The 22,140-nt window shown below is 62.1% G+C and carries 21 protein-coding genes and 2 pseudogenes; 12 read left to right on the forward strand and 11 right to left on the reverse strand.

Going from position 1 to position 22,140, the window contains the following annotated elements; translation table 11 throughout:
* Positions 1–97 precede the first annotated feature (97 nt).
* Genes DTPSY_RS18055 through DTPSY_RS09345 form a run of 4 tightly spaced genes read right to left on the reverse strand, consistent with a single transcriptional unit; the run spans position 98 to position 4,470 of the window.
* Complete coding sequence (locus DTPSY_RS18055; protein WP_015913380.1) at positions 98–1,612, reverse strand: TniQ family protein; 1,515 nt, start codon at positions 1,610–1,612, stop codon at positions 98–100.
* Complete coding sequence (locus tag DTPSY_RS09335; RefSeq protein ID WP_041838839.1) at positions 1,609–2,607, reverse strand: TniB family NTP-binding protein; 999 nt, start codon at positions 2,605–2,607, stop codon at positions 1,609–1,611. Before DTPSY_RS09335 ends, DTPSY_RS18055 begins: the two co-directional genes overlap by 4 nt.
* Positions 2,591–3,898, reverse strand: a complete 1,308-nt coding sequence (locus DTPSY_RS09340) for a TnsB C-terminal domain-containing protein (RefSeq protein WP_015913382.1) — start codon at positions 3,896–3,898, stop codon at positions 2,591–2,593. Before DTPSY_RS09340 ends, DTPSY_RS09335 begins: the two co-directional genes overlap by 17 nt.
* Positions 3,895–4,470: a hypothetical protein gene (locus DTPSY_RS09345; RefSeq protein ID WP_041838841.1), complete on the reverse strand. Its 576-nt coding sequence runs from the start codon at positions 4,468–4,470 to the stop codon at positions 3,895–3,897. Before DTPSY_RS09345 ends, DTPSY_RS09340 begins: the two co-directional genes overlap by 4 nt.
* Before the next feature lie 137 nt (positions 4,471–4,607).
* Here DTPSY_RS09345 and DTPSY_RS09350 point away from each other — a divergent pair.
* The 11 genes and pseudogenes from DTPSY_RS09350 to gloA all read left to right on the forward strand — a co-directional run.
* Positions 4,608–4,796: pseudogene (locus DTPSY_RS09350) on the forward strand (IS3 family transposase); the annotation flags it as partial.
* Positions 4,797–4,922: 126 nt separating this feature from the next.
* A complete protein-coding gene (locus tag DTPSY_RS18830) occupies positions 4,923–5,327 on the forward strand; it encodes a DUF8426 domain-containing protein (RefSeq protein WP_491066608.1) in 405 nt (134 codons plus the stop codon).
* 133 nt (positions 5,328–5,460) lie between these two features.
* The gene (locus DTPSY_RS09355) at positions 5,461–6,756 is read left to right on the forward strand and encodes an McrC family protein (RefSeq protein ID WP_015913385.1); all 1,296 of its coding nucleotides are present in this window, start codon (positions 5,461–5,463) and stop codon (positions 6,754–6,756) included.
* A 54-nt stretch (positions 6,757–6,810) separates the two neighbouring features.
* On the forward strand, positions 6,811–9,378 hold the full coding sequence (locus DTPSY_RS09360) for a type I restriction endonuclease subunit R (protein WP_015913386.1): 2,568 nt from the start codon (positions 6,811–6,813) through the stop codon (positions 9,376–9,378).
* A 437-nt stretch (positions 9,379–9,815) separates the two neighbouring features.
* Positions 9,816–10,025, forward strand: a complete 210-nt coding sequence (locus DTPSY_RS18395) for a transcriptional regulator (RefSeq protein ID WP_015913387.1) — start codon at positions 9,816–9,818, stop codon at positions 10,023–10,025.
* Positions 10,003–10,125 (forward strand): annotated as a pseudogene (locus DTPSY_RS18400) (IS3 family transposase); the annotation flags it as partial. The gene DTPSY_RS18395 and the pseudogene DTPSY_RS18400, both read left to right, overlap by 23 nt.
* Positions 10,126–10,404: 279 nt before the next feature.
* A complete protein-coding gene (locus DTPSY_RS09375) occupies positions 10,405–10,908 on the forward strand; it encodes a hypothetical protein (protein WP_041838843.1) in 504 nt (167 codons plus the stop codon).
* A gap of 186 nt (positions 10,909–11,094) precedes the next feature.
* The gene (locus DTPSY_RS09380) at positions 11,095–11,433 is read left to right on the forward strand and encodes a hypothetical protein (RefSeq protein WP_015913389.1); all 339 of its coding nucleotides are present in this window, start codon (positions 11,095–11,097) and stop codon (positions 11,431–11,433) included.
* Positions 11,434–11,873: 440 nt separating this feature from the next.
* Complete coding sequence (locus DTPSY_RS18775; RefSeq protein ID WP_015913391.1) at positions 11,874–12,614, forward strand: VC1465 family Xer recombination activation factor; 741 nt, start codon at positions 11,874–11,876, stop codon at positions 12,612–12,614.
* A 143-nt stretch (positions 12,615–12,757) separates the two neighbouring features.
* Positions 12,758–13,549 (forward strand): SDR family NAD(P)-dependent oxidoreductase, encoded by a 792-nt coding sequence (locus tag DTPSY_RS09390; RefSeq protein WP_015913392.1) that lies wholly within the window; start codon positions 12,758–12,760, stop codon positions 13,547–13,549.
* A gap of 62 nt (positions 13,550–13,611) precedes the next feature.
* Positions 13,612–14,028: a lactoylglutathione lyase gene (gene gloA, locus DTPSY_RS09395; RefSeq protein ID WP_011805290.1), complete on the forward strand. Its 417-nt coding sequence runs from the start codon at positions 13,612–13,614 to the stop codon at positions 14,026–14,028.
* A gap of 69 nt (positions 14,029–14,097) precedes the next feature.
* Here gloA and eda read toward each other — a convergent pair whose 3' ends face one another.
* The 6 genes from eda to DTPSY_RS09425 form a co-directional block, all read right to left on the reverse strand.
* Positions 14,098–14,745 carry a bifunctional 4-hydroxy-2-oxoglutarate aldolase/2-dehydro-3-deoxy-phosphogluconate aldolase gene (eda, locus tag DTPSY_RS09400; protein WP_015913393.1) on the reverse strand — a complete coding sequence of 216 codons (648 nt, stop codon included), beginning with the start codon at positions 14,743–14,745 and terminating at the stop codon, positions 14,098–14,100.
* Positions 14,736–16,553, reverse strand: a complete 1,818-nt coding sequence (gene edd, locus DTPSY_RS09405; RefSeq protein ID WP_015913394.1) for a phosphogluconate dehydratase — start codon at positions 16,551–16,553, stop codon at positions 14,736–14,738. Before edd ends, eda begins: the two co-directional genes overlap by 10 nt.
* A 156-nt stretch (positions 16,554–16,709) precedes the next feature.
* Positions 16,710–17,720, reverse strand: coding sequence for a TRAP transporter substrate-binding protein (locus DTPSY_RS09410; protein ID WP_015913395.1), 1,011 nt, complete (start codon positions 17,718–17,720; stop codon positions 16,710–16,712).
* A 44-nt stretch (positions 17,721–17,764) separates the two neighbouring features.
* A complete protein-coding gene (locus tag DTPSY_RS09415) occupies positions 17,765–19,045 on the reverse strand; it encodes a TRAP transporter large permease (protein ID WP_015913396.1) in 1,281 nt (426 codons plus the stop codon).
* An 8-nt stretch (positions 19,046–19,053) separates the two neighbouring features.
* The gene (locus DTPSY_RS09420; RefSeq protein ID WP_015913397.1) at positions 19,054–19,575 is read right to left on the reverse strand and encodes a TRAP transporter small permease; all 522 of its coding nucleotides are present in this window, start codon (positions 19,573–19,575) and stop codon (positions 19,054–19,056) included.
* The gene (locus DTPSY_RS09425; RefSeq protein ID WP_041839023.1) at positions 19,572–20,090 is read right to left on the reverse strand and encodes a gluconokinase; all 519 of its coding nucleotides are present in this window, start codon (positions 20,088–20,090) and stop codon (positions 19,572–19,574) included. Before DTPSY_RS09425 ends, DTPSY_RS09420 begins: the two co-directional genes overlap by 4 nt.
* Positions 20,091–20,335: 245 nt before the next feature.
* Between DTPSY_RS09425 and gntR the strand changes: the two genes are divergently transcribed.
* Entirely contained in the window at positions 20,336–21,361 is a 1,026-nt protein-coding gene (gene gntR / locus DTPSY_RS09430; protein ID WP_015913399.1) for an HTH-type transcriptional regulator GntR, read from the forward strand.
* 188 nt (positions 21,362–21,549) lie between these two features.
* Here the strand turns inward: gntR and DTPSY_RS09435 are convergent, their stop codons facing one another.
* Positions 21,550–22,089, reverse strand: coding sequence for an OmpA family protein (locus DTPSY_RS09435; RefSeq protein WP_015913400.1), 540 nt, complete (start codon positions 22,087–22,089; stop codon positions 21,550–21,552).
* Between the last annotated feature and the right edge of the window lie 51 nt (positions 22,090–22,140).

Here is a 22,140-nt window from a genome sequence, read left to right on the forward strand (position 1 = left end):
GTCCACGAAATATTGGGCAGCGACTGAATTCCTGGGTTCTTAGGAATTTTTTTGATGCCGCTTACCAGGCCTACTCCTGCTGACCAATCGCGGTATTTCAGGCCTGCTGTGCGCCAGCCAATATCAAATTTGCTTCATCCTCTGGAACAAGCAGGTCAGCCCACCTAAATGGTCGGCTCCAGGCAAACGAGCCAACAGCCCCGCTCAGCAGCACCTTCACGCCGCGAATCAATGTGTCGAGCGGTTTTGTCGTCCGAGTCGCCAGCTTTCCAAGCGAGACCATCCCGGCCAAAGGCACATGTTCATCGAACTTGGCGAGCAGCTGTAAGTGGTATTCCATGACAACCCCCAGCTCGATGCGCCTGTCCGAGTTGTTTCTGGGATTCCACGATGGCAAACCGGTCTCGCCAGCATCATCAGCACCGAACAGGGGGATGCCGAGCAACATAGCCAGTTCAGCGGGAGTCAGCAGACCGTCGCTCAAAAACCGCTGGGCCCCGAGTAGTTCATCAATGTCGAAGGCCTCACCCATAGCTGGAATGGCAATTTTTCTGGCTTTGATGAGTGCGTGGACGGTGGGCCCACTGACGCCCAGAAAATCCGCAACGGCTTCGTTTGAATAGAACGACGGTGGACGTCCTTGGAAAACCTCATGCCCCGGTGGCTCATCGCTGAACGGCATTGAGTACGACAACGCCTCGGCCAACGGCCGCGGAATACCCAATTCACCCTGCCATATGCGCATCGCGTGTTTTCGGATGGCGGTTGGTTTGGGGATGGAACGCAACGGCTCAAGGATGGTTTCTGTGTGCCCAGCAAGTGCAGGCAGATGGTAGCTGCCGTCGTGACGAACCCGGGCCAGCAGTTGAGTGACTTGGTGGCGCTCGGACAAACTCATGTCCCGCAAGTACTTTGGTGGGACTTCGACCGCAGCCCAGTGCCGGCGATTCAGTGCCAGTCCTTTGAATATCCGAAATCCTGCGTCCCACTGCTGCGTCAGGCCTTCAGCGCCATGTCCCAGAAAACGAAACGGTGCCACGGCAGCAAAGTCGCCCGCGACGTCGACCTCTGCGCTCTGTGCGGCATTGGCGTTGGCGTGCCTGAAGTCGGCGCCGCAATGCTCGCAATGGCTGGGGTGGGACCGATTCCAAGTGATGGCGCCGCCGCACTCTTGACACTCGTCAAGCAGCAGACTGCCGTGCTCCGTGCATACCGTCACCAGGGCGAAATCCCATTCTTCCAAGAGGACGCCTCGCGCCGCCAGACAACGAGGGCAAACTTGGGCACGACCTGCCAGCCAGGCGTCGTCATCCACTCGTGTGTTGTGCAAGCCGATGGCCCCGTCGATGATGGCGAAACCAAGGTGGTGCACGAGGTGGCGGTCGTCGCCCACGGCCACCCGGGACATCGTTTTGAGGTCGTTTTCTGACAGCCGCAAGGCGTGAACCATTTGGGCTGCACTTGCTTTTCGTACCCCAGTGCATGCCCGCAAGAGGTCGGCAATGCCGTCGTACCCGTTCGCGTGAGACAGTCGCAACAAGTAGCCTGGCAGTGACTCACCCGTCTCCTGCGGGAAGTTTTTGTAGCAGCCAGGCAAAAATCCTGCAGTCATGACCAGTCCTTGTGTTGATTGTTAGATTGACGCAAGGCCGATGCCACGCGGTTCTGAAGTTCCTCCGGCGCCAATTCAAATGGATTCGTCGCGCCACTGCTGTTGATGGCCGGAAAAGCCTGGGCCAACAAGGCCAGGGGTGGAAGGTCACGGTTTTTGCCGGCCTTGTTCCATAAAGTGGCTGTTCGCTGGAGTAACTTTTCAAGCAGACGCAAGTGGCCGTTGCAGGCCAACATGATTCGGGCCGCCAAGTCGTTGTCGTTGGCGACCAGCCAGCCAGTCAACTCCTCGTGCGCAACCATTTGCTTGAGCACGCCCCTGAACTCCTTGAAGGCCGCTGGAGGCGTGAATCCGAGTTGTGGGGCACGGACGATGGTGCTGAAGCGGGAGCTAAGCTCGGCATCTTTATCAAAAACTGGCAACAGCTCCTCGGTGCCCGACACGACGATGATGACCCGCCAGTCGTCGCGGCCTGGAGCTGGTTTCGACCATCCCAGGCTGGAATCCTCGGGCGCCATGTTCCAGATGTTTTTCAGCAGGCGTGCGGCTTGGCCGCGCAGCTGCGGGGTGCCTTTCAAAATGGCGTTGTGGAACTCTTCCAAAATTAACAGCCGAACACGGCGGGCATGCATGGCCTGCAGGAAATCCGCTTCCAGTTTGCCAAGCCCTGGCCGTTTTTCTTTCAGCACCACTTTGCCCAGGCGCGCGAGCAGATGCGTCAACATTGAATTCGCATCCGCTTTGGCATCGGCCGCATAGCGCAACACAGGGGTTATTGGCTGTATCCCGGCTGTGGCAGCCCACGGCTCGCGCTGGACCCAATCAAGGAAGTTGGAAGCCAACACATCCAGACCATGGGTTTTGCCAACGCCTGAACTGCCCATGAGAATCAGACCTTGGGAGTTCCGGCCGCGCAGCAGCTCTTCGTACGACATCAAAACGCTGTCGAGCAGGTCGCGCTGGAACGTGAGTAAATATTCAGGCTTCGTCGTCAAGCTCTGACCCCTTCAAGAGTTCGTCCAACGAAAGCGACGGGGCGGCAGGCGGGCGGGCCGCTGGCGGCATGGCAGCGGCCTGGGTCACGGCCTGGATTTCTTTACGTGCTGTGGTTCCAGCAATCCGCAGCTCGGTGGCTTCTTGCAGGTCCGCCAGAACCGACCCAAAATGCATCGGAGCAGCGACGGGCTTACCGGTTTGCGCCGCCGCACTCGCGTTGCTATTGGCCTTGATTGCCATCTGAAGCAGTTCAAGACCGGACCGTTCTGACAGTGAATATGTGGTCAGAAATGCCTCAATCGGCTCGGCATATTGCGGCACGATGACCAGCACCGACCGAACATCGTCTGGGTCTAACTTGACCACCACTGTTCCGCTGTAGCTTCGGTATGCGGCGTGAAGGTCTTCACTGTTGAATCGCAGGGTCTCCACCTCCACCCCTTCCCGCGTTAATTTCACCTCATAAGTGAGGGCAAAGGTCAGTCGTTGCTGAATCTGGCCAGTCAAAAGGAGCGGCGGAGCCATTTCCAGACCATTTCGATATACATGAATGCGAGGAATCTTCAGGTGCGGGTGTTTTTCGTGGTTGTATTCAATAATGTGCTGCGCCAACTGGTGTTCGTATTCCTGTACTGTCAAGCGTGCAGCGCTCTTGGCCCTTTCACGGACTTTGCTGTATTTAGGGTTGAGCCCCACGGCGACTTTGGGAATGTAGCCCGGCATGTGATGGATGTACCGAGACTCCACGGTGTTAATGCATCGTTCCACGGTGCCTTTTAAGTCCCCGCGCCGCGGCGGAATACGCAAAATCACGACGCCTGACATCAACAGCATGATGGTCGTAGCGTTCGAGATGAACTCTGCACCGTTGTCCATGGCCACCAAATGGGGAAGGCCAAACACATCCCACAGTTGCGCAACGTCTGAAAGACTCGATGGCAGCCATGTGCTTTTTGGCATGACGTAGCGCTTATACAACCGGACAATATCGCGCGACGTCGGACTGGTTGTCGTGACAAAACTGCCAATTACTCCGGACGTGTGGTCGACACCTAAGCCATCAAAGTACAGCTCCGGCTGATTCCAATTGCTGTTGGGATACAGAAATACGCCGTACTTTGTGAAATCAAATTCCGTCCGTTGGCCGGGATACCATGTGTGCAGCTTCCCAATCGCACGAACGTCTTGAACCGCAAACAGGTGACCAAGCAGGCGGTTCTTCTGTTCAAACTTGTCGTGGGCCTTAAGGAGCTGACGAACGAACTCCATGGAGACAGAAAATTCGGTCATGGCCGCATCTCCAGGTTGTCCAACCCCTTGTTGACTTGCCGGTGCAGCCCCGCCGCTGAAACAGCAGGTTCTTTATTTAGTACCTCGGCGGCAATTTCTCGTGCAAGGTCATACAACTCACGACTCTTGGACCATGGGCTGTACTCAACGCCTTTTTTCTGCAAGGCCGCCATGTCGTGACCCGCATAGCGCCATCGCAAGATGTCGTGATACAGCGTCCAAGCCGACCAGTCAGGGGCGTATCCAGTCCCCATTTCGGCATGCCAAACCGACAATTCGGCGCTGGCCTGGGCGAGGGTCTCCCTGAAAACTTTTGATTTGGGTGAGCGCCCCTCCAACGGTAACAACGCCTTCAGTAAATAGACCTTGCTGTGCCAGTCGAACATTCGCGGGATGGAGAGGTGCGAAATGTCAGTCCACTGTCGACGACGCACCCCCAAAGGCTCCGGCTCTTCCAGGTCGTCCAACATCCGAGCTTGTTCGCTGGCCACCAAGGTCGCGAGCTCGTTTCTGCTCACAGTCGAAGCGGGCCCTGCATAACCTTCAAGTTGCAGTTCAACGGTAGAGGCCATCCGCTCGCACTTGGACACCAAGAATCGCGACCCCCCGATTTCCAGCCGCGTGCCGACCCGAAGGGAAAATGGCGTCAGTCTCGACACTGAATCGCCCCGGTTTTTGAGGAGGCTCAACACTCTGAGAGGATTGAGCCATGAAGAAGACGAACAAGTTCTCGCCCGAGGTGCGTGAGCGCGCAGTGAGAATGGTGCAGGAGCAGCGCGGGGATTACCCATCGCTGTGGGCCGCCATTGAATCCATCGCCCCCAAGATTGGCTGTGTACCGCAGACCCTGAACGAGTGGGTCATCCGCGCTGTAACCGATGACGTGCAAGAGGACGGCGAGTCACCTGGTGGGCTGGCTTACCGCGTAGAGGCGGGCGTCTTCAAGCGCATTTGCGACGATGCAAAGCGCGATAAGGTATCTGAGGCACAGGTCGGCATTCGCCCCGATGCAACGGTGTGGAAGATGTCCATCGAAGAAGCGGCAAGCGACGGGGTCACGCGAAATTACTGCTTTAACCACGGCGAAGCGCGCATTGGGTGGGAGAACGCCGGTGACTTGCTGACGCAGAATTTTGAGAAGATGGCTGAACTGGGCGGCAAGGAAAAAAGCTCGCTGCGCCACTTTGGATTCAACGTGCAGCCAGGGGATGTGGTGGTTTGCCTCAAGACGGTCAAGACCATTCAGGCTGTCGGCGTAGTCACGGGCTCGTACCAATATGAGTCAGACGTACCCCCAGGGGTTAGGACAGACTATGTGCACAAGCTGCCCATCCACTGGCTTGCCACTGGCATCGACCTGGATATCACTGCGCTCAATGGTGGCAAGCAGTTGTGCAAGTGCCTCGGCACCGCCAAAGCTGGGCTGTGAATGCAGAAGCGTTTGACCGCTTGGACAGCTACGCGGCAATTTTGAATGCGGTAGGCGCCCCTGCGGTGTCACATGCAAACGTTCTGCTCAAAGAGGACGACGAGGAAAGCGTGCTGGCGCAGTGAAAACAGACATGGTCACCGTCCGAGAGCATGCACGCCTGACCACTGGTAGCTGCATTAACACCCTCGATACCCACCATGTCAGCCCCACAGCATTTGATTGGCTCTGCGCTTTGCAGTCACGCTTGCGCCCGGGAGGCGCAAGCCTTCTGGAGGTGGAGGGTCGGCAGTGGTTGCGCTTGGACAGTCTGGTGGGCGTGATTCAGACGCCATGCGGCACTACGCTGGAAATCCTGCCGAAAACGCATGACCATGAAGACGATGCCTCTTGTAGCCGGGCCATGCTCCGTAAGATGGTTGCGTCGCTGTTGGACCTCCCCGCAAAAGAAGCGGGGGAGGCTGCACTTGAGCATTTTGATGTACCGCTGACCGAATGGGTCATGCGCCAATTTCTGCTGAGCTTGCAGAGATTGGTGCAGCAAGGCCTGCGACAAGACTATGTGCGCGTGGAGGAAGAGCTGCCCTACCTGCGGGGCCAACTTCACACGACCGCCCAAATGCGTCAGCTTCCTGGACGCGCCCATCACTTCCATGTGCGCCATGATGTTTTCGTGCCAGACCGGGCGGAGAACCGTCTCCTCAAGCTGGCTCTGGAGCGTGTGCGCCACGCAACCAACCAGGCCGACAACTGGCGATTGGCCCAGGAGCTGAGTGCCCGCCTTCACGAGGTGCCAGCCAGCACACAGCCACAACAGGACTGGCGGGCGTGGTCCCGCACACGCTTGATGTCGCACTACCAGCCTATCTATCCATGGTGCCAACTGGTGCTGGGGCAAGGCATGCCCGTTGCGCTTGCCGGTGACCAACAGGGGCTAAGCCTGTTGTTTCCGATGGAAAAGCTCTTCGAATCCTACGTGGCCCGCTGGCTACTTAAGCACCTGCCGCAGCATCTATGCCTGACTGCGCAGGCTGCCAGCGAGTACCTTTGCTGGCATGACGGGCGCCGGATGTTCCAGTTGCGCCCTGACCTGCTGCTGCGCAACCACAACGGTGCCGCTGTGATGGTTTTGGACACCAAATGGAAGCGACTGGAGGCAGACAACCGCGCCAACAACTATGGACTGGCCCAGGGAGATTTCTATCAGATGCTGGCCTATGGTCAGCGCTATCTGACGGGGCAGGGCAAGCTGGCGCTGATTTATCCAGCCTGGACGGGGTTTGATGTTCCGCTGCCGATGTTTGAAATGGGGCCTGGGTTACGGATGGAAGTTCTTCGATTTGACGTGGAGAATGACAAGCTCTGTGTCTCCGACAGCTTTTGGCATCAATCCCCCGTCATTGAGGTGGTAAGTCAACGTCTGGCCTGAACTTCACATCAAAGTTGCACCCGTCACGGTACTGAATCAAGCTAAAAGTGAGACATGACTGAAGACCAACTGGAAAAGGAAACCCTGGGCTGGCTGGCTGATGTTGGCTACTCACTCCACAATGGGCTGGATATCGCCCAAGACGGCATCAACCCCCAGCGTGCCGATTACCGCCAAGTCGTCCTATCGTTTCGACTGCGTGAAGCCATCCAGCGCCTGAATCCGCACATCCCGACGGCAGCCCGTGAAGACGCCCTGCACCGGGTGCTGGATTTGGGTATCCCGTCCCTGCTGTCGGCCAACCGGGCCTTCCACAAGCTGCTGGTCGGTGGAGTGCCGGTGCAGTACCAGAAGGAAGGCGAAACCCGTGGTGACTTTGTTCGCTTGGTTGATTGGTCGGAGGCGTCGCGCAACGAGTTCTGGGCGGTCAATCAGTTCACCATCAAGGGGCCGCACCACACGCGCCGCCCCGACATCATCCTGTTCGTCAACGGCCTGCCGCTGGTCCTGCTGGAGCTAAAGAACCCTGCTGACCAGGCCGCCGACATCTGGAAAGCCTATGACCAGATTCAGACCTACAAGGAGCACATACCGGACGTATTCCAGTACAACGAGGTGCTAGTCATCTCGGATGGCACCGAGGCGCGGCTCGGTTCCCTGTCAGCCAATGCCGAGCGCTTCATGCAATGGCGCACCATCGACGGCGTGAACCTGGACCCGCTGGGGGAGTTCAACGAGCTGGAAACGCTGGTGCGCGGTGCCCTGGCACCCCAGTACCTGCTGGACTACCTGCGCTACTTCGTCCTGTTCGAAGACGACGGCAGCCTTGTTAAGAAAATTGCTGGCTACCACCAGTTTCATGCTGTGCGCTCTGCCATCGCGCATGTGGTGGCCGCCTCCCGGCCCGACAGTGCTGCCAACCAGCGAGGGAAGGGCGGGGTGGTGTGGCACACCCAAGGCAGCGGCAAGAGCATCACCATGACATGCTTTGCCGCCCGGGTGATGCAGGAGCCCGCGATGGCCAATCCCACCATCGTCGTCATCACCGACCGCAACGACCTGGACGGGCAACTGTTTGGAGTGTTCAGCCTGGCGCAAGACCTGCTGCGCGAGCAGCCCGCCCAGGCCAGCACCCGGCAGCAATTGCGGCAACTGCTTAGCAACCGGCCCTCGGGCGGCATTGTGTTTGCCACCATCCAGAAGTTCATGCCGGGCGAGGATGAGGACATGTTCCCTGTGCTCTCAGAGCGCCACAACATCGTGGTGATTGCTGACGAAGCCCACCGCACCCAGTACGGCTTCGAGGCCAAACTCAAGACCATCAAGAACAAGGGTGCCAGTGCCGCCAAGGCGCTGGTCCTGGCCGACGGCGAGACCTCGGGAGCAGCCGTTACCGCCGACTTTGCGGAGCCGGAGTACCTGACGAAGTACCAGGTTGGCTATGCCCAGCACCTGCGCGATGCCTTGCCACACGCCACCTTCGTGGCCTTTACCGGCACGCCCGTCAGCAGTACCGACCGCGACACCCGTGCTGTTTTTGGTGACTACATCTCGGTCTACGACATGCAGCAGGCCAAAGAAGACGGGGCCACGGTCGCCATCTATTACGAAAGCCGGCTGGCCAAGCTTCGACTCAAGGAAGAGGACCTGTCCTTTCTTGATGATGAAGTTGACGAGTTGGCCGAGGACGAAGAAGAAAGTACCCAGGCGCAACTCAAAAGCCGCTGGGCTGCGCTGGAAAAGGTGGTGGGCGCCACGCCCCGCGTGGCCAGCGTGGCCGCTGACCTGGTGGCGCACTTCGAGGAGCGCAACAAGACCCAGGACGGCAAGGCCATGGTGGTCGCCATGAGCCGGGACATCTGCGTGCACCTGTACAACGAAATCGTGAAGCTACGTCCCGACTGGCACGACAGCGACCCAGAAAAAGGTGCCATCAAGATTGTGATGACTGGTAGCGCCAGCGACAAAGCCTTGCTGCGCCCCCACATCTACAGCGCCCAGGTCAAGAAACGCCTGGAAAAACGTTTCAAAGACCCCACGGACCCGTTGCGCCTGGTCATCGTGCGCGATATGTGGCTCACCGGCTTCGATGCCCCTTGCGTTCACACCATGTATGTGGACAAGCCCATGAAGGGGCACAACCTGATGCAGGCGATTGCCCGCGTCAACCGTGTTTTCAAGGACAAGCAGGGCGGCCTGGTCGTGGACTATATCGGCATCGGCAATGAACTGAAGGCCGCCATGAAGGAGTACACCGCCAGCCAAGGCCGCGGCAAGCCTACCGTGGATGCCCACGAGGCCCTGTCGGTGCTACTGGAGAAGATGGACGTGCTGCGCGCCATGCTGCACGGGTATGACTACTCAGGCTTCCTCACAGGTGGCCACAAGACCCTGGCGGGTGCAGCCAACCACGTTCTGGGCATCAAGTCCGAGGGCAAGGACAGCAAGCGTGACGGCAAAAAGCGCTTTGCTGACAGTGCGCTGGCCATGAGCAAGGCCTTCAGCCTGTGCTGCACCCTGGACGAAGCCAAGGCCCTACGCGAGGAGGTGCCAGCACGCGACTCTTCAAAGGCGTGCTTCCAGGTGCAAGCTGTCCTGAACTGTGGGCGCTTGAAACTGTGAGAACTCATGGAGTCGAAGCCGTGTGCTCTATGTTCGGTCTGGAGTCGATGCAGAAGGCCGAAGCGGTTCTTGCCGGTTGCGGCCTCTCTGACCCGCACGCCATACCCTACGAGCTGAGTCAGGCGTGTCGGTTGGCTGAGCCCATCGCTTCAACGTACTTGGCAGCTGTTGCTGCTCGTACTTCGGATGCTGGGCGCCAGCTTGTCATTGAGGCAGTCGAGCGGGCTCTCGTTTGACCGTGGAGCTACTCAGTAGAGGGTTACCAAAATTTTTGGTCCGGTTACCAAAATTCCGTTGGCCCGACACCATCGAGTAAGCGGCAGGATTAGTCAGTTCAATTATTTAACATAATATACATCGTATCTAGTAGCCTGGGACTGAGGCTGCGGCGCAATGACCGTGACACCCGTCTACAACAGGCGCAGAAGTTCCGGGCCATGTACCGCAACCTGGGCTTGGACCTGTCCGGCTGCGCGAAGCTTCTTCATGTGACCGAGCGGACTTTACATAACTGGGAGTGCGGCAAACACGACATTCCCTATGCCACCTTCAAGCTGCTGCGCCTGCTCAACGGCATGGAGCTGCCCGGCGAGTCCTGGCGTGGCTGGTGCTTTCATGGCGGGAACCCGAGAGGAGGCGCGGGCTGATGTGTTCGACTACATCGAGCGGTTCTACAACCCGACTCGGCGGCACTCGACGATCGGCTACGTCAGCCCAGTACAGTTCGAACAAGCTCAAGGAGCTTAGGTCGGTGTCCAGAATTCCGGCAGCAGCCCATCTGCTGGTGCGTCAAGCGGCGATGTTCGGTCAGTTGATGGCTGGGGCTCGGCAGGCGCTGTGCGTCACTGGTCGGGACGCGCAGCGCCACGGCCAGGGGCGCGAAGCGCCTGGGCTTGTCTCAGTATCAACAACTTGCAGGAGCGGTGATATCAACAGATTTGATATCACTGGTGATCGCAAGTTGACATCAGATTTGATGGCTCCTATGATTTCTGCGTCATACCAGTTTGATTACAGATTGATATCATGTCCTACCCCCTCCGGCTCCGGCCCAACCTTGAAGCAGCAGCCCGCGAGCGGGCCGCAGCCATCGGCATCAGCTTCAATGCCTTCCTCTGCGTTTGTGTCGATGCCTACGTCAACGGCGCAGGCAAGCCCGCCCCGGAAGCCAGCGCTCCCCGGGCGCCCACTCAAAGCGAGCGACGACGCGCAAGGCTCGATGAAGCCGAGTTCCAGGCCGTTGCAGATCAAGCCTTTGACGACAACGGGCAACCGATCGGATATGACGAGAAGTGGAAGCTCATCTATCCAGACCCCGAGATGTGGCCCTGGCATGACCCGGAGCCCGCATGGGACAGTCGCCGAGATGAAATCCTCGGCCAAGACGGGCACGACCCCAGCTTCGAACAGATCGAACGCCATACGCGCCAGCTTGAGGCCGAATACTGGGCCACGCGGGAGCGTCCCGCCTATGCAGAGCCAGGACGCGAGCTGGCGAAAGGCAAGCGGCGCGGCAAGCGTGGAGGCTGACGCGCAGTATCAACAAATTGATGGAGGGCGTTGAGGCGCAGGACGCGCCTTCATAAAAGCGCACAGCCCAGGTGGTGGAACACCCGGGCCGTGCTGACCAATTGAAAAACCCGCTGAGGTAATCGAAATGGCTGAATTGAATTCTATGCTTTGCGTGGCTGCAATTGCCACGGCTGGGGGTGTCCGATGAACGCCCCTCATGAGTTCCCCCCCGAAAAAATCCCGTCCGATTGCTGGGACTGGATCACCCGCGAGGACGTCACGCGCCACGCTCTGGGTGCCTTCGAGATGGCACGCCGGGAATGCTTCCCGCCCGAAGGTGAACGTTTCTTGGACGCCGATTTGTGCGCATGGTCCAGCAGGGAAACCTTTGCTGATTGGCTGGCCGATTGCTTCTCTATGCGCATCAAGGCCATGGCTTATGGCTATGGCTTCGGGGACTTCTTGCCCGAGGTGGAGCGCCTGAATCTGTGGCGTCAGTTGGGCAGCTCTCGTACGGTCAAGCAGGATGAGGCTTCCTCATGACGCGCTTCACTGATGACCTGTATCGCCAGTGGCTGCGCCAGCAGGGCTATGCGATGGGGCGAAGCCCCATGTCCACGTTCGGTCGCCCGACGTGCCCCACGGCACAGGGCGCAACGTCACCAGGGCGCCCGCAGCCGTTAGGCGCGGGCGCCCTGCAATCCCCTGCCCTGTCGGGACCTGTGCATTCCCCTTATCTGCCGCCGCGGAGCGCGGCAGTAAAGACACAGCCGACCGTGCTTGCGCGCCCTGATAAACAAAAGCTAGATTATGTGGACAAGTCTAAAAATTGACCCGTCCCCTATTTTTTTAATATCAGATGAAGATTATTATCTAGGGCGTGGCGATTATGAGCATATACATCGTATCTAGTACGCCAGCGGCTGGGCCTGAGGCACCACGATCCCGAAACCCGCGCCCAGCTTGGGGAGCGCTTCAAGGCGATGCGCCTGAACCTGGGATGGGACCGGGCCACCTGCGCGAAAAACTTTCACGTCACCGAGCGGACTTTACATAACTGGGAAACCGGTAAGAACGACATCCCGTACACGGCCTACCGGCTGCTGCGGCTGCTCAATGGCATGGAGCTGCCCGGCGAGTCCTGGGCTGGTTGGTACTTCGCCGGGGGCACGCTGTACACGCCCGAGGGCTACCCGCTGACGGGCAAGGATGGGTCCTGGTGGTCACTTCTGGTCCGCCGGGCAGCCATGTTTGATGAGATGGTGCGAGGGCGAGGCGGTGCGACAGCGGCTGGGGGGATGCGTAGCGTCTCCCCGGCCGGGGGCGCAGCGCCGGGCCCCACGGCGCCAGCCGGGGGGCGGCGCGAAGCGCCGGCCCTAGATTTATCCCATAAACACTTTAGAACACGGAAGGAAAAAACGGCGGTAACTCAGGCGCTGCCGCTATCAAATTTGATGACTATGGGGTATGGGGCAGCGCCCCATGTCCTCATCCCGCAGCGCAGCGTGCCTCCTACTGAGGGCGCAACGCCCCCAGCGCGCCTGCGAGTCCTACTCCAGCTAGTCCCCCCTGCCCCTGCCGCCTCGGACGCTCCATGGCCCGGCTACGGCCCGCCGCGAGGCACCCAGCCTGGCTTAACTCCAATGGCCATTCCGCGCCCTGGAAAACAAAGACGGGATTATGTGGACAACCTGTGTGAAACTATTAACTCAGGCGGGCGGTGAAAATGACCTATACATCGTATCTACCAAACTGGCAGCTGAGTATCCGTCGCCACAACCCCGACATCCGCGCCCAGCTCAGGGAACGATCCCCTCCGCGTAAACATTCAGTGACCGGCCCTTTTCAATTGACTACGATGGCTGGCATGTCCCAAACACTCTCCACGTCAACTATCTCCTTCGGCCACCAAGGTCGCGTGTGTATTGTCACGGGCGGTGCCCAGGGCATTGGCGAGGCCTGCGTGCGCAGGCTGGCGCGCGACGGTGCCAAGGTGGTGATCGCAGACATGGATGATGCCCGCGGACGTGCTCTTGCCGATGCGGTGCCGCAAGCCGCCTACATTCATTGCGATGTGGGCAACAAGTCCGAAGTGGATGCCCTGGTAGGTCAAACCATGGCGCTGCACGGGCGCATCGATGTATTGGTCAACAACGCGGGCATCTTCCGCGCTGCGGATTTTCTGGAGGTGACCGAGGAAGACTTCGACGCGGTACTGCGCGTGAACCTCAAGGGTGCCTTTCTCATGGGCCAGGCTGTGGCACGCGAAATGGTGCGCTCGGGCGGCGGCAGCATCGTGAACATGAGTTCCGTCAACGGCGTTTTGGCCATTCCGAACATCGCCAGCTACAACGTGAGCAAGGGTGGCATCAATCAGCTCACCCGCGTGATGGCGCTGGCGCTGGCGGACCGTGGCATCCGCGTGAACGCGGTGGCGCCCGGCACCATCGCCACGGAACTCGCCGCGAAGGCCGTGCTGACGAGCGACGAGGCCCGGCTCAAGATCCTGAGCCGCACGCCGATGAAGCGCCTGGGTGAGCCTTCGGAGGTCGCTGATGTGGTGGCATGGCTCGCCAGCGACGCCGCCAGTTATGTGACCGGCGAGATCGTCACCGTGGACGGCGGCCGCATGACGCTCAACTACACCGTGCCGGTCTAGCCCAGCCCATCACTCTGCGCAACAGGCCGCAGGGTCTTTGGGTTGACGGCACAATCCATGCCATGAGACTTCTGCACACCATGCTGCGCGTTGGCAATCTCCAGCGCTCCATCGATTTCTACACCCAGGTGCTGGGCATGCAGTTGCTGCGCACCTCCGAAAACCCTGAATACAAATACTCTCTGGCCTTCCTGGGCTTCGAGGGCGGCAACCCCGGCCAGGCCGAGATCGAGCTGACGTACAACTGGGGGGTGGAAAGCTATGAGATGGGCACAGCCTACGGCCACATTGCCCTGGGCGTGCCCGACGCCTACGCCGCCTGCGAGAAGATCAAGGCAGCCGGCGGCACCGTGACGCGCGAGGCCGGGCCGGTCAAGGGCGGCACCACGGTGATCGCCTTTGTGACCGACCCTGACGGTTACAAGATTGAATTGATCGAGCGCAAGAGCGATGCCGGCGCAGGCACCGGTCTGCGCTAGTTTGCTCTTTCTTTAATAGCTGTTAGCGCTTATCCACAAAGCGCTACAGCCCATTTTTACTTGTATTCATCAAACCCGCTGCAACGCGCTGGCTTCGCGCGCTAGACGGGTGATGCGGGACCAGTCGCCCTGCTCCAGCGCATCCGCGGGCACCAGCCACGACCCGCCCACGCAGGCCACGTTCTTGAGCGCCAGAAACTCCGCCGCATTGCCGGGCTGGATTCCACCCGTCGGACAGAACGCCACGTCGCCAAACGGCCCCTGCCACGCTTTCAGCATGGCCGTACCGCCCGCCTGCACCGCAGGGAAGAACTTGAGCGCAAAGAAGCCCTCTTCCTGCGCCGTCATGATCTCGCTGCCCGTGGCCACGCCCGGCAGCAGCGGCAAGCCCGCATCGCGGCAGGCGCGGCCTACGGCGGGCGTAAAACCCGGACTGACGGCAAACCGCGCCCCGGCGCGCGCGGCAGCAACCGCATCAGCACTGGTGCGTACGGTGCCTGCGCCGACCACGGCATCGGGCACTTCCGCGGCGATGGCCCGCATGCATTCGAGGGCTTGCGGCGTGCGCAACGTCACCTCCAGCATGCGGATACCACCGGCGACCAGCGCGCGCGCCATCGGCACGGCATGCCGCACGTCGTGCAGAACGATGACCGGGATCACGGGCGCATCGCGCATCACATCGAGCGCCGTGAGGGTGGGTTGCGTCACAGCCATGTACAGGCCCCCTCTTCCGCGCTGAGCGCATTGCGCCGCATGCCGGCGAACAGTTCGCGCCCCCAACCGCGTGCGTTGTCCTGCAGCAAGCCGGGCGGCACGGTGGCAGGGGTGCGCGCCTGCCATTCGGCCGCATCGACCAGCACATTGAGCGTGCCCGCCACGGCATCCAGCCGGATGACGTCACCGTCGCGCACCAGCGCCAGCGGGCCGCCGGCATGCGCCTCGGGCGATGCGTGGATGGCCGCAGGCACCTTGCCCGAGGCGCCGCTCATGCGGCCGTCGGTGACCAGCGCCACCTTGTAGCCCTTGCCCTGCAGCACGGCCAGCGGCGGGGTGAGCTTGTGCAGTTCTGGCATGCCATTGGCCTGGGGCCCCTGCCAGCGCACCACGCAGACCACGTCGCGGTCCAGTTCGCCGGCCTGGAAGGCCTGCTGCAGTTCGCCCTGCGAGGCAAACACGCGTGCGGGCGCCTGCACCACATGCCGGTCGGGCGGCACGGCAGAGACCTTGATCACGCTGCGCCCCAGGTTGCCCGACAGCAGCTTGAGGCCGCCCGTGGCGCTGAAAGGGTCGGCCGCAGGGCGCAGCACGCTGTCGTCACGCGAGGCGCCGATGTCGGCCCAGTGCAGTTGCTGATCAGCGGTTCCCTGCGGCTCGCGCGTGTATTCGCGGATACCTCCAGGGCGAACGGTGAGCACGTCCTCATGCATCAGCCCGGCATCGAGCAGCTCGCGGATCACATAGCCGGGGCCGCCGGCGGCCTGGAATTGGTTCACGTCCGCGCTGCCGTTGGGGTACACGCGCGCCAGCAACGGCACGACGGCGGACAGGGCGGAAAAGTCGTCCCAGTCGATCACGAGGCCCGCCGCGCGCGCCACAGCCACCCAGTGGATCAGGTGGTTGGTGGATCCTCCCGTGGCCAGCAGCGTCACCATGGCGTTGACGATAGCGCGCTCGTCTACCACGCGCCCGATAGGTGGGCATGACGCCCCCTTGTCGCCCAGCACCGTGCGTGCGGCCTCGCGCGTAAGTTCCTGGCGCAGCGCCTGGCCCGGGTTCACGAAGGCCGTGCCCGGCACATGCAAGCCCATGGCCTCCAGCATCATCTGATTGCTGTTGGCCGTGCCGTAGAAGGTGCAGGTGCCCGGCGAGTGGTAAGCGGCCATCTCGGCCTCCAGCAGTTCACCGCGGCCCACCAGACCTTGCGCGGCCTGCTCTCGCACCTTGGCCTTGGCGCTGTTGGACAGGCCCGAAGTCATCGGCCCCGCCGGCACGAACACCGTGGGCAGATGGCCGAACTGCAGCGCACCCACCAGCAGACCAGGCACGATCTTGTCGCACACACCGAGCATGAGCGCGCCATCGAACACGTCGTGGCTCAGCGCCACGGCCGTGGCCATGGCGATCACGTCGCGGCTGAACAGGCTCAACTCCATGCCGGGTGTGCCCTGCGTCACGCCATCGCACATGGCGGGTACGCCGCCGGCCACCTGGGCCGTAGCCCCGCGCTTGCGCACCTCGTCCTTGATCAGGTCCGGGTAATGCTGCAGCGGCGCATGGGCCGACAGCATGTCGTTGTACGCCGTGACGATGCCGATGTTGGGTGCCTTCTGGACCACCACACGCAGCTTGTCGTTGGCAGGCATGCCGGCGAAGGCGTGGGCCACATTGGCGCAACCCAGGCGGTCTGCACCGCGGTCGCGGCGCGCGTGGAACTCAAGCTGTTGCAGATAGGCGCCGCGCGTAGGGGCGCTGCGCTGGCGGATGCGCTCGGTGACGGTGTGGACGGTGTCGTGCAGGGGCATGCTGGGTGGCGCGAGGGCGGCTGTGAGAAGGTTGCAGAAAACGACTGCGGGCAAGCATTGCCCCGGATCCTACGCGCCAGTGGGCGACACAGGTGTAGGCCGAGGGCACATGGCAGGGAACCGAGGGCAGGCGCCGCCGCCTGCCCCACCCTGCGCTTACTTGGCGTTGCGCGCCTGCTGGACGGCGGCGTTCACCTCGTCCCAGGTCTGCTGGCCCACCGACTTGGCGATGCCCGCGTTCACGCTGACCAGCTTCTCGCGCATGCGGTTGGCCTCGGCGGCCGACAGCTCGTTAACCTGCATGCCCTTGCCCTTCAGGTCGGCCAGGGCCTTGGCGGCCTCTTCACGCGTGTCCTTGCGCTCGAAATCGCGGCTCTTGATGGCGGCGTCCTGCAGCACCTTCTTCTCGGCTGCGGACAGGCCGTCCCACCATTTCTTGCTCACCGTGACGATCCAGGGGCTGTACACATGGTTGGTCACCGTGAGGTACTTCTGCACCTCGTAGAACTTGCTGGAGACGATGGTGTTGTAGGGGTTCTCCTGACCGTCCACGGCGCGCGTTTCCAACGCGGTGAACAGCTCGGAGAACGGCAGCGGCACGGCGTTGGCGCCCAGGGCCTTGAAGCTGTCGAGGAACACGTTGTTCTGCATCACGCGCAGCTTGATATCGTTCAGGTCTTCCAGCTTGGCGACGGGGCGCTTGCTGTTGGTGAGGTTACGGAAACCGTTCTCCCAGTACACCAGGCCCACCATACCCTTGGCTTCCAGCTTGGCCTTGATCTTGTCGCCCACGGGGCCGTCCAGCACCACATCGGCTTCCTTGGCGTTGCTGAAGAGGAACGGCGTGTCCCACACGGCCATCTCCGGCACCAGGCCCACCAGCGTGGCGGTGGAGCCCACCATCATCTCCTGCGCGCCGCCGATCAGCGCCTGCTGCATCTGCGTGTCGGAGCCCAGCGAGGCGTTGCCAATGGCACGCACCTTCATCTTGCCGCCGGTGGCCTTTTCCACTTCTTGCGCAAACATGCGGGCCGCGCGGCCCTGGTTGGAGTTGTCCACCAGGCCATAGCCGAAACGCACGATGCGCGGCTTGAAGTCCTGCGCCTGTACAGCGCCGGTGGCAACGAGTGCGGCCACGAGGCCGGCAAGAGCAAAGCGGATACGCATGGGAAGTCTCCTTTGGACAGTCAGGGTGAAAAGGGATGAAAAGCTCAGTGCATCCAGCGCAGCGGCGCGGTGATGAGGGCCGGGAACAGCGTGAACAGGACCGCCAGCAGCACATACACGGCCAGGAAAGGCGTCGTGCCCTTGATCACGGTTTCCATGCGCAGCCGGCCCACACCCGCCACCACGTTCTGCACCGTGCCCACGGGCGGCGTGATCAGGCCGATGCAACCCACATAGATGAACATGAAGCCGAAGTACACGGGGTCGATGCCCGCCTTGGCGGCCAGCGGCGCGCAGACGGGGCCGAAGATCAGGATGGTGGGCGTGAGGTCCATGGCCGTGCCCACCACCAACAGGAAGGTCATCATCAGCGCCATGAACAGCACGGGGTTGCCCATCACGCCGGCGAAGCTGTCGGCCAGCATGTTGGGCAGGTCGGCCAGGGTGATCATGTAGGCCGTGACGGTGGCGGCGCCGCACAGGAACATGACCACCGCCGTGGTCTTGCCCGCGGCCAGGAACACGTCGTACAGCTGCGACCAGTTCAGTTCGCGGTACACGAACATGGACACCAGCAGCGCATACACGGCGGCGACCACGGCGGCCTCGGTGGGCGTGAAAATGCCGCCGCGCAGGCCGCCCAGGATGATGACCGGCATCATCATGGCCCAGAAGCTCTTCGCCAGCGCCTTCATGCGCGGGCCCCACGCCACACGCTCCATCGAGGGCAGGTCGTGGCGGCGCGCAATCCAGGCCCAGGCGCCAATCAGGAAGATGCCCATCATCAGGCCCGGTGCCACGCCCGAGAGGAACAGCTTGCTGATCGAGGTATTCGTCGTCACCCCGTAGATCACGAACGGCATGGACGGCGGGATGATCGGCGCGATGATGCCGCCGGACGCCAGCAGGCCCGCGCTGTAGCTCATCGGGTATTTCTGCTCGCGCATCATCGGCAGCAGGATGGTGGCCAGCGCCGCCGTGTCGGCAATGGCCGAGCCGCTCATGGACGCCAACAGCACGGCCGCGCCAATCACCACGAAGCCCAGCCCGCCGCGGATATGCCCCACGAAGGCGCGCGCCAGGTCGATGATGCGCCGCGACAGGCCGCCCGCGTTCATCAGCTCGCCCGCCAGGATGAAGAACGGCACGGCCAGCAGCGGAAAGTTGTCAAAGCCGGCCTGCAGGTTTTGCGCCAGCAGCTGCGAATCGAAGAAGTCCAGGTGCCACATCAGGGCGACACCCGTCAGCACCAGGGCGTGGGCGATGGGCATGCCGATCACCATGCCGCCGATGAGCACCAGAAGAAAGATGGCGGTAACGATCATGGTGCGCCCTACTCCACCGACGTTTCCGCGTCGCTGCCATGCGGCAGTGGCTCGCCGCGGCGCAGATCCACCACCACGCCCACCAGCAGGCCCACGGCCAGTACCAGCGTCGCCGCGGCGCCCAGCGCCAGCGGATAACCCAGCACGGTGCTGTAGCTGCCCATGCCGGCGATCACCTGCTCCCACGAACCCTTGAGCAGCAGCAGCATGCCGCCCGCCACCAGAGCCTGGCTGGCCCAGAACAGCAGCTTGCGCGAGCGGCCCTTCAGGCGCGAAGTGAGCATGTCGAAACCCAGGTGCTTGCCCTCAAAGGCCGCGACGATGGTGCCCACCGCCACCAGCCACACGAACAGCAGGCGCGAGATCTCCTCGTACGAGACGATGCTCGTGGAGAACACGTAGCGCAATACCACGTTGACGAACACGGCCACGACCATGCCGGCCAGTGCGAGCACCATGAAATGCTCGGCCAGGCGCTGCACCAGGGGCTTGCGCGGCCGTTCCTGCGGGGAAGGGGAAGAAGCGCTCATGCACTGTCTCCGGAAGACGACGAAGGGGAAGCAGCTGCGTTGCCTCGCAGCCATTGGACGACGGACCGGGCCAGCTCGTCCACGGGGCGTGTGGCATCCAGCGTCAACACGCGCGGCTCGCCCTCGGGCGACTCCAGCGTGGCGAACTGATCGGCCACCAGAGCGGGCGAAAAGAAATGCCCCGCGCGCGTCTGCACGCGCTGCAATGCCTGCTCATAGTCCAGCGCCAGAAACACGAATCCCACGCGCGGGTTGCCCGCACGCAGGCGATCGCGGTATTTGCGGCGCAGCGCCGAGCAGGTCAACACTACGCCCGCCGTGCCCGCGGGCGCCGCCAGCAATGCGGCCAACCGGTCCAGCCAGCCCGCGCGGTCGGCATCGGTCAAGGGCACGCCGGCGCGCATTTTGGCAATGCTCTCGGGAGCATGGTGGGCATCGCCTTCATGCAGCACCCAGCCCAGCGCTTTTGCGCAGGCCTCGCCCACGCTGGACTTGCCGCAGCCGGAAACGCCCATCACCACGATGGCATCGATGTCACAGGTCAAGATAGCGCTATCTTTAAAGATTCAAAAAAACGGCTGCATCCCAGGACGCAAGCCGTTCACCCGAAGTTCACGGCTTCACGCCGCGGCTTCTCATGGAGAAATTTCGCTGCATCGCATGGGGAGAAGCTACTCCCTCCCCACAAACCCGCGAAAACCCCATGAAAGATAGCGCTATCTTAAGGGACAATTTTGGCCAGAATTCCTAGGAATAACCCTTGACCGCCAACCGACGACCGCGCCGCTCCAGCGGCCGCATCACCCTGAACGACGTGGCAGGCGCCGCCGGCGTGAGTCCCATCACCGTGTCGCGTGCCCTGCGCGGCGAACGCACCGTGGACCCCGCGTTGGCCGAACGCGTACGCGAGGCGGCCGATCGGCTGGGCTACGTACCCGACCCGGCCGCGCGCGCGCTGGCGTCGCAGCGCAGCACGCAGGTGCTGGTGCTGGTGCCGCTGCTGTCCAACGCGCTGTTCGTGGATCTGCTGGAGGCGGTGCACCGCACGCTGTTCCCCAAGGGCTTTCAGCCGCTCATCGGCGTGACCCACTACGACAGCGCCGAGGAAGAGTTGCTGCTGCGCACCTACCTGCCCCACCGCCCCGCCGGCCTGCTGGTGACGGGGTTCGACCGCAGCGAGGCCGCACGCCAGCTCATCGTGCACAGCGGCGTGCCGTGCGTGCACCTCATGGAGACCAGCGCCGCGCCTGGTGTGGCCTGCGTGGGCTTTTCGCAGCAGGACGCGGGCGCCACCATCACGCGCCACCTGCTGGAACGCGGGCGTAAGCGCATCGCCTTTTGCGCCGCGCAACTGGACCCGCGCGTGCTGCAGCGCGCCGAAGGGTACCGGCGCACCCTGCGCGAAGCGGGCCTGTACGATCCGCGCCTGGAGTTGCTAAGCCCCGAGCGCTCTTCCATCGCCCTGGGCGCCCGGCTGTTCGAGGACCTGGTGCAACGCATGCCCGACGTGGACGCCATCTTCTTTTGCAACGACGACATTGCCCAGGGCGGGCTGCTGGCGGCCAACCGCATGCGCATCGACGTGCCGGGCCGCATCGCCGTCGCGGGATTCAACGACTTGGCCGGCAGCGCGCAGATGGTGCCGCCGCTGACCACCATCCGCACACCGCGCAGCGAAGTCGGCCGCGCCGGCGCCGACATGCTGCTGGGCCTGATGCGCGGCACGCTGGCGCAGCCGCAGTGCGTGCAGCTGGACTACGAGCTGATCGTGCGCGAGAGTACGTGAACAAGGGTGCAGTGCAGCGCAGTGCGCTACAGCTTTGGTAGCTGTTCGCGCTTGCAAATCAAGCACTCAAGGCAAAAAAGTACCTGAATCCCCATTCAAACAAGCGCGACAAGCTATTGAATATGTAGCACGCCAGACACAAAAAAGCCCGGCATTACCGGGCTTTCGCAGGCTTGGCGCATCCAGCCTCAGGGAGCCAGAATCACCTCCACGCGGCGCGCCTCGGCATTGCTGCCGCTGCCCTGCGTGGCTTCGGGCTTCTTCAGCTCCACCTTCTCTTCGGCCACACCCAGGGCCTTCAGGGCGTCGCGCACGGCCAGCGCGCGCTGCTTGGCCAGCTCGGCGTTCACGGCCGCGTCGCCCGTGGCGTCATGGAAGCCCGACACCACCGCGGTCTTGCCGCCGTCCACCACGCCCTTGACCACGTCGCCCAGCGCTTCGTTGGCGCCCGGGGCCAGCTCGGCCTTGCCGGTGGCGAAGAAGAACTTCACCACACCGCCCTCCACCACCACGCTGGCGGCGTCCTCGGTGATCATGATCACCACGCCGGGCGCGGCTGCCTCAGCCGCAGGGGCCACGGCGGCGGCCGGCGCCTTGGGGGCGTGGGCAATGCCACGCTTGTAGACCACCACGCCCACGACGGTGGAGACCACCAGCGCGATCAGCGCAAAGAGGAACCCGAGTGCGAAGCGTTGCTGGCTGTCGTCGTCGGAGCTGTTGAAGGACATGTTGAGAACTCCCGTGAATAATCGGTGCGTTGGACAAAACCCATCGATTGT

Source organism: [Acidovorax] ebreus TPSY (genome assembly GCF_000022305.1).
Lineage (GTDB): Bacteria > Pseudomonadota > Gammaproteobacteria > Burkholderiales > Burkholderiaceae_C > Diaphorobacter > Diaphorobacter nitroreducens.

Coding starts and splice junctions, on each gene's coding strand:
- DTPSY_RS18055 (WP_015913380.1), bottom strand. CDS start 1,612: ATGACTGCAGGATTTTTGCCTGGCTGCTACAAAAACTTCCCGCAGGAG.
- DTPSY_RS09340 (WP_015913382.1), bottom strand. CDS start 3,898: ATGACCGAATTTTCTGTCTCCATGGAGTTCGTTCGTCAGCTCCTTAAG.
- DTPSY_RS09345 (WP_041838841.1), bottom strand. CDS start 4,470: ATGGCCTCTACCGTTGAACTGCAACTTGAAGGTTATGCAGGGCCCGCT.
- DTPSY_RS18830 (WP_491066608.1), top strand. CDS start 4,923: ATGTCCATCGAAGAAGCGGCAAGCGACGGGGTCACGCGAAATTACTGC.
- DTPSY_RS09355 (WP_015913385.1), top strand. CDS start 5,461: ATGGTCACCGTCCGAGAGCATGCACGCCTGACCACTGGTAGCTGCATT.
- DTPSY_RS09360 (WP_015913386.1), top strand. CDS start 6,811: ATGACTGAAGACCAACTGGAAAAGGAAACCCTGGGCTGGCTGGCTGAT.
- DTPSY_RS18395 (WP_015913387.1), top strand. CDS start 9,816: ATGTACCGCAACCTGGGCTTGGACCTGTCCGGCTGCGCGAAGCTTCTT.
- DTPSY_RS09375 (WP_041838843.1), top strand. CDS start 10,405: ATGTCCTACCCCCTCCGGCTCCGGCCCAACCTTGAAGCAGCAGCCCGC.
- DTPSY_RS09380 (WP_015913389.1), top strand. CDS start 11,095: ATGAACGCCCCTCATGAGTTCCCCCCCGAAAAAATCCCGTCCGATTGC.
- DTPSY_RS18775 (WP_015913391.1), top strand. CDS start 11,874: ATGCGCCTGAACCTGGGATGGGACCGGGCCACCTGCGCGAAAAACTTT.
- DTPSY_RS09390 (WP_015913392.1), top strand. CDS start 12,758: ATGTCCCAAACACTCTCCACGTCAACTATCTCCTTCGGCCACCAAGGT.
- gloA (WP_011805290.1), top strand. CDS start 13,612: ATGAGACTTCTGCACACCATGCTGCGCGTTGGCAATCTCCAGCGCTCC.
- eda (WP_015913393.1), bottom strand. CDS start 14,745: ATGGCTGTGACGCAACCCACCCTCACGGCGCTCGATGTGATGCGCGAT.
- edd (WP_015913394.1), bottom strand. CDS start 16,553: ATGCCCCTGCACGACACCGTCCACACCGTCACCGAGCGCATCCGCCAG.
- DTPSY_RS09410 (WP_015913395.1), bottom strand. CDS start 17,720: ATGCGTATCCGCTTTGCTCTTGCCGGCCTCGTGGCCGCACTCGTTGCC.
- DTPSY_RS09415 (WP_015913396.1), bottom strand. CDS start 19,045: ATGATCGTTACCGCCATCTTTCTTCTGGTGCTCATCGGCGGCATGGTG.
- DTPSY_RS09420 (WP_015913397.1), bottom strand. CDS start 19,575: ATGAGCGCTTCTTCCCCTTCCCCGCAGGAACGGCCGCGCAAGCCCCTG.
- DTPSY_RS09425 (WP_041839023.1), bottom strand. CDS start 20,090: ATGGGCGTTTCCGGCTGCGGCAAGTCCAGCGTGGGCGAGGCCTGCGCA.
- DTPSY_RS09435 (WP_015913400.1), bottom strand. CDS start 22,089: ATGTCCTTCAACAGCTCCGACGACGACAGCCAGCAACGCTTCGCACTC.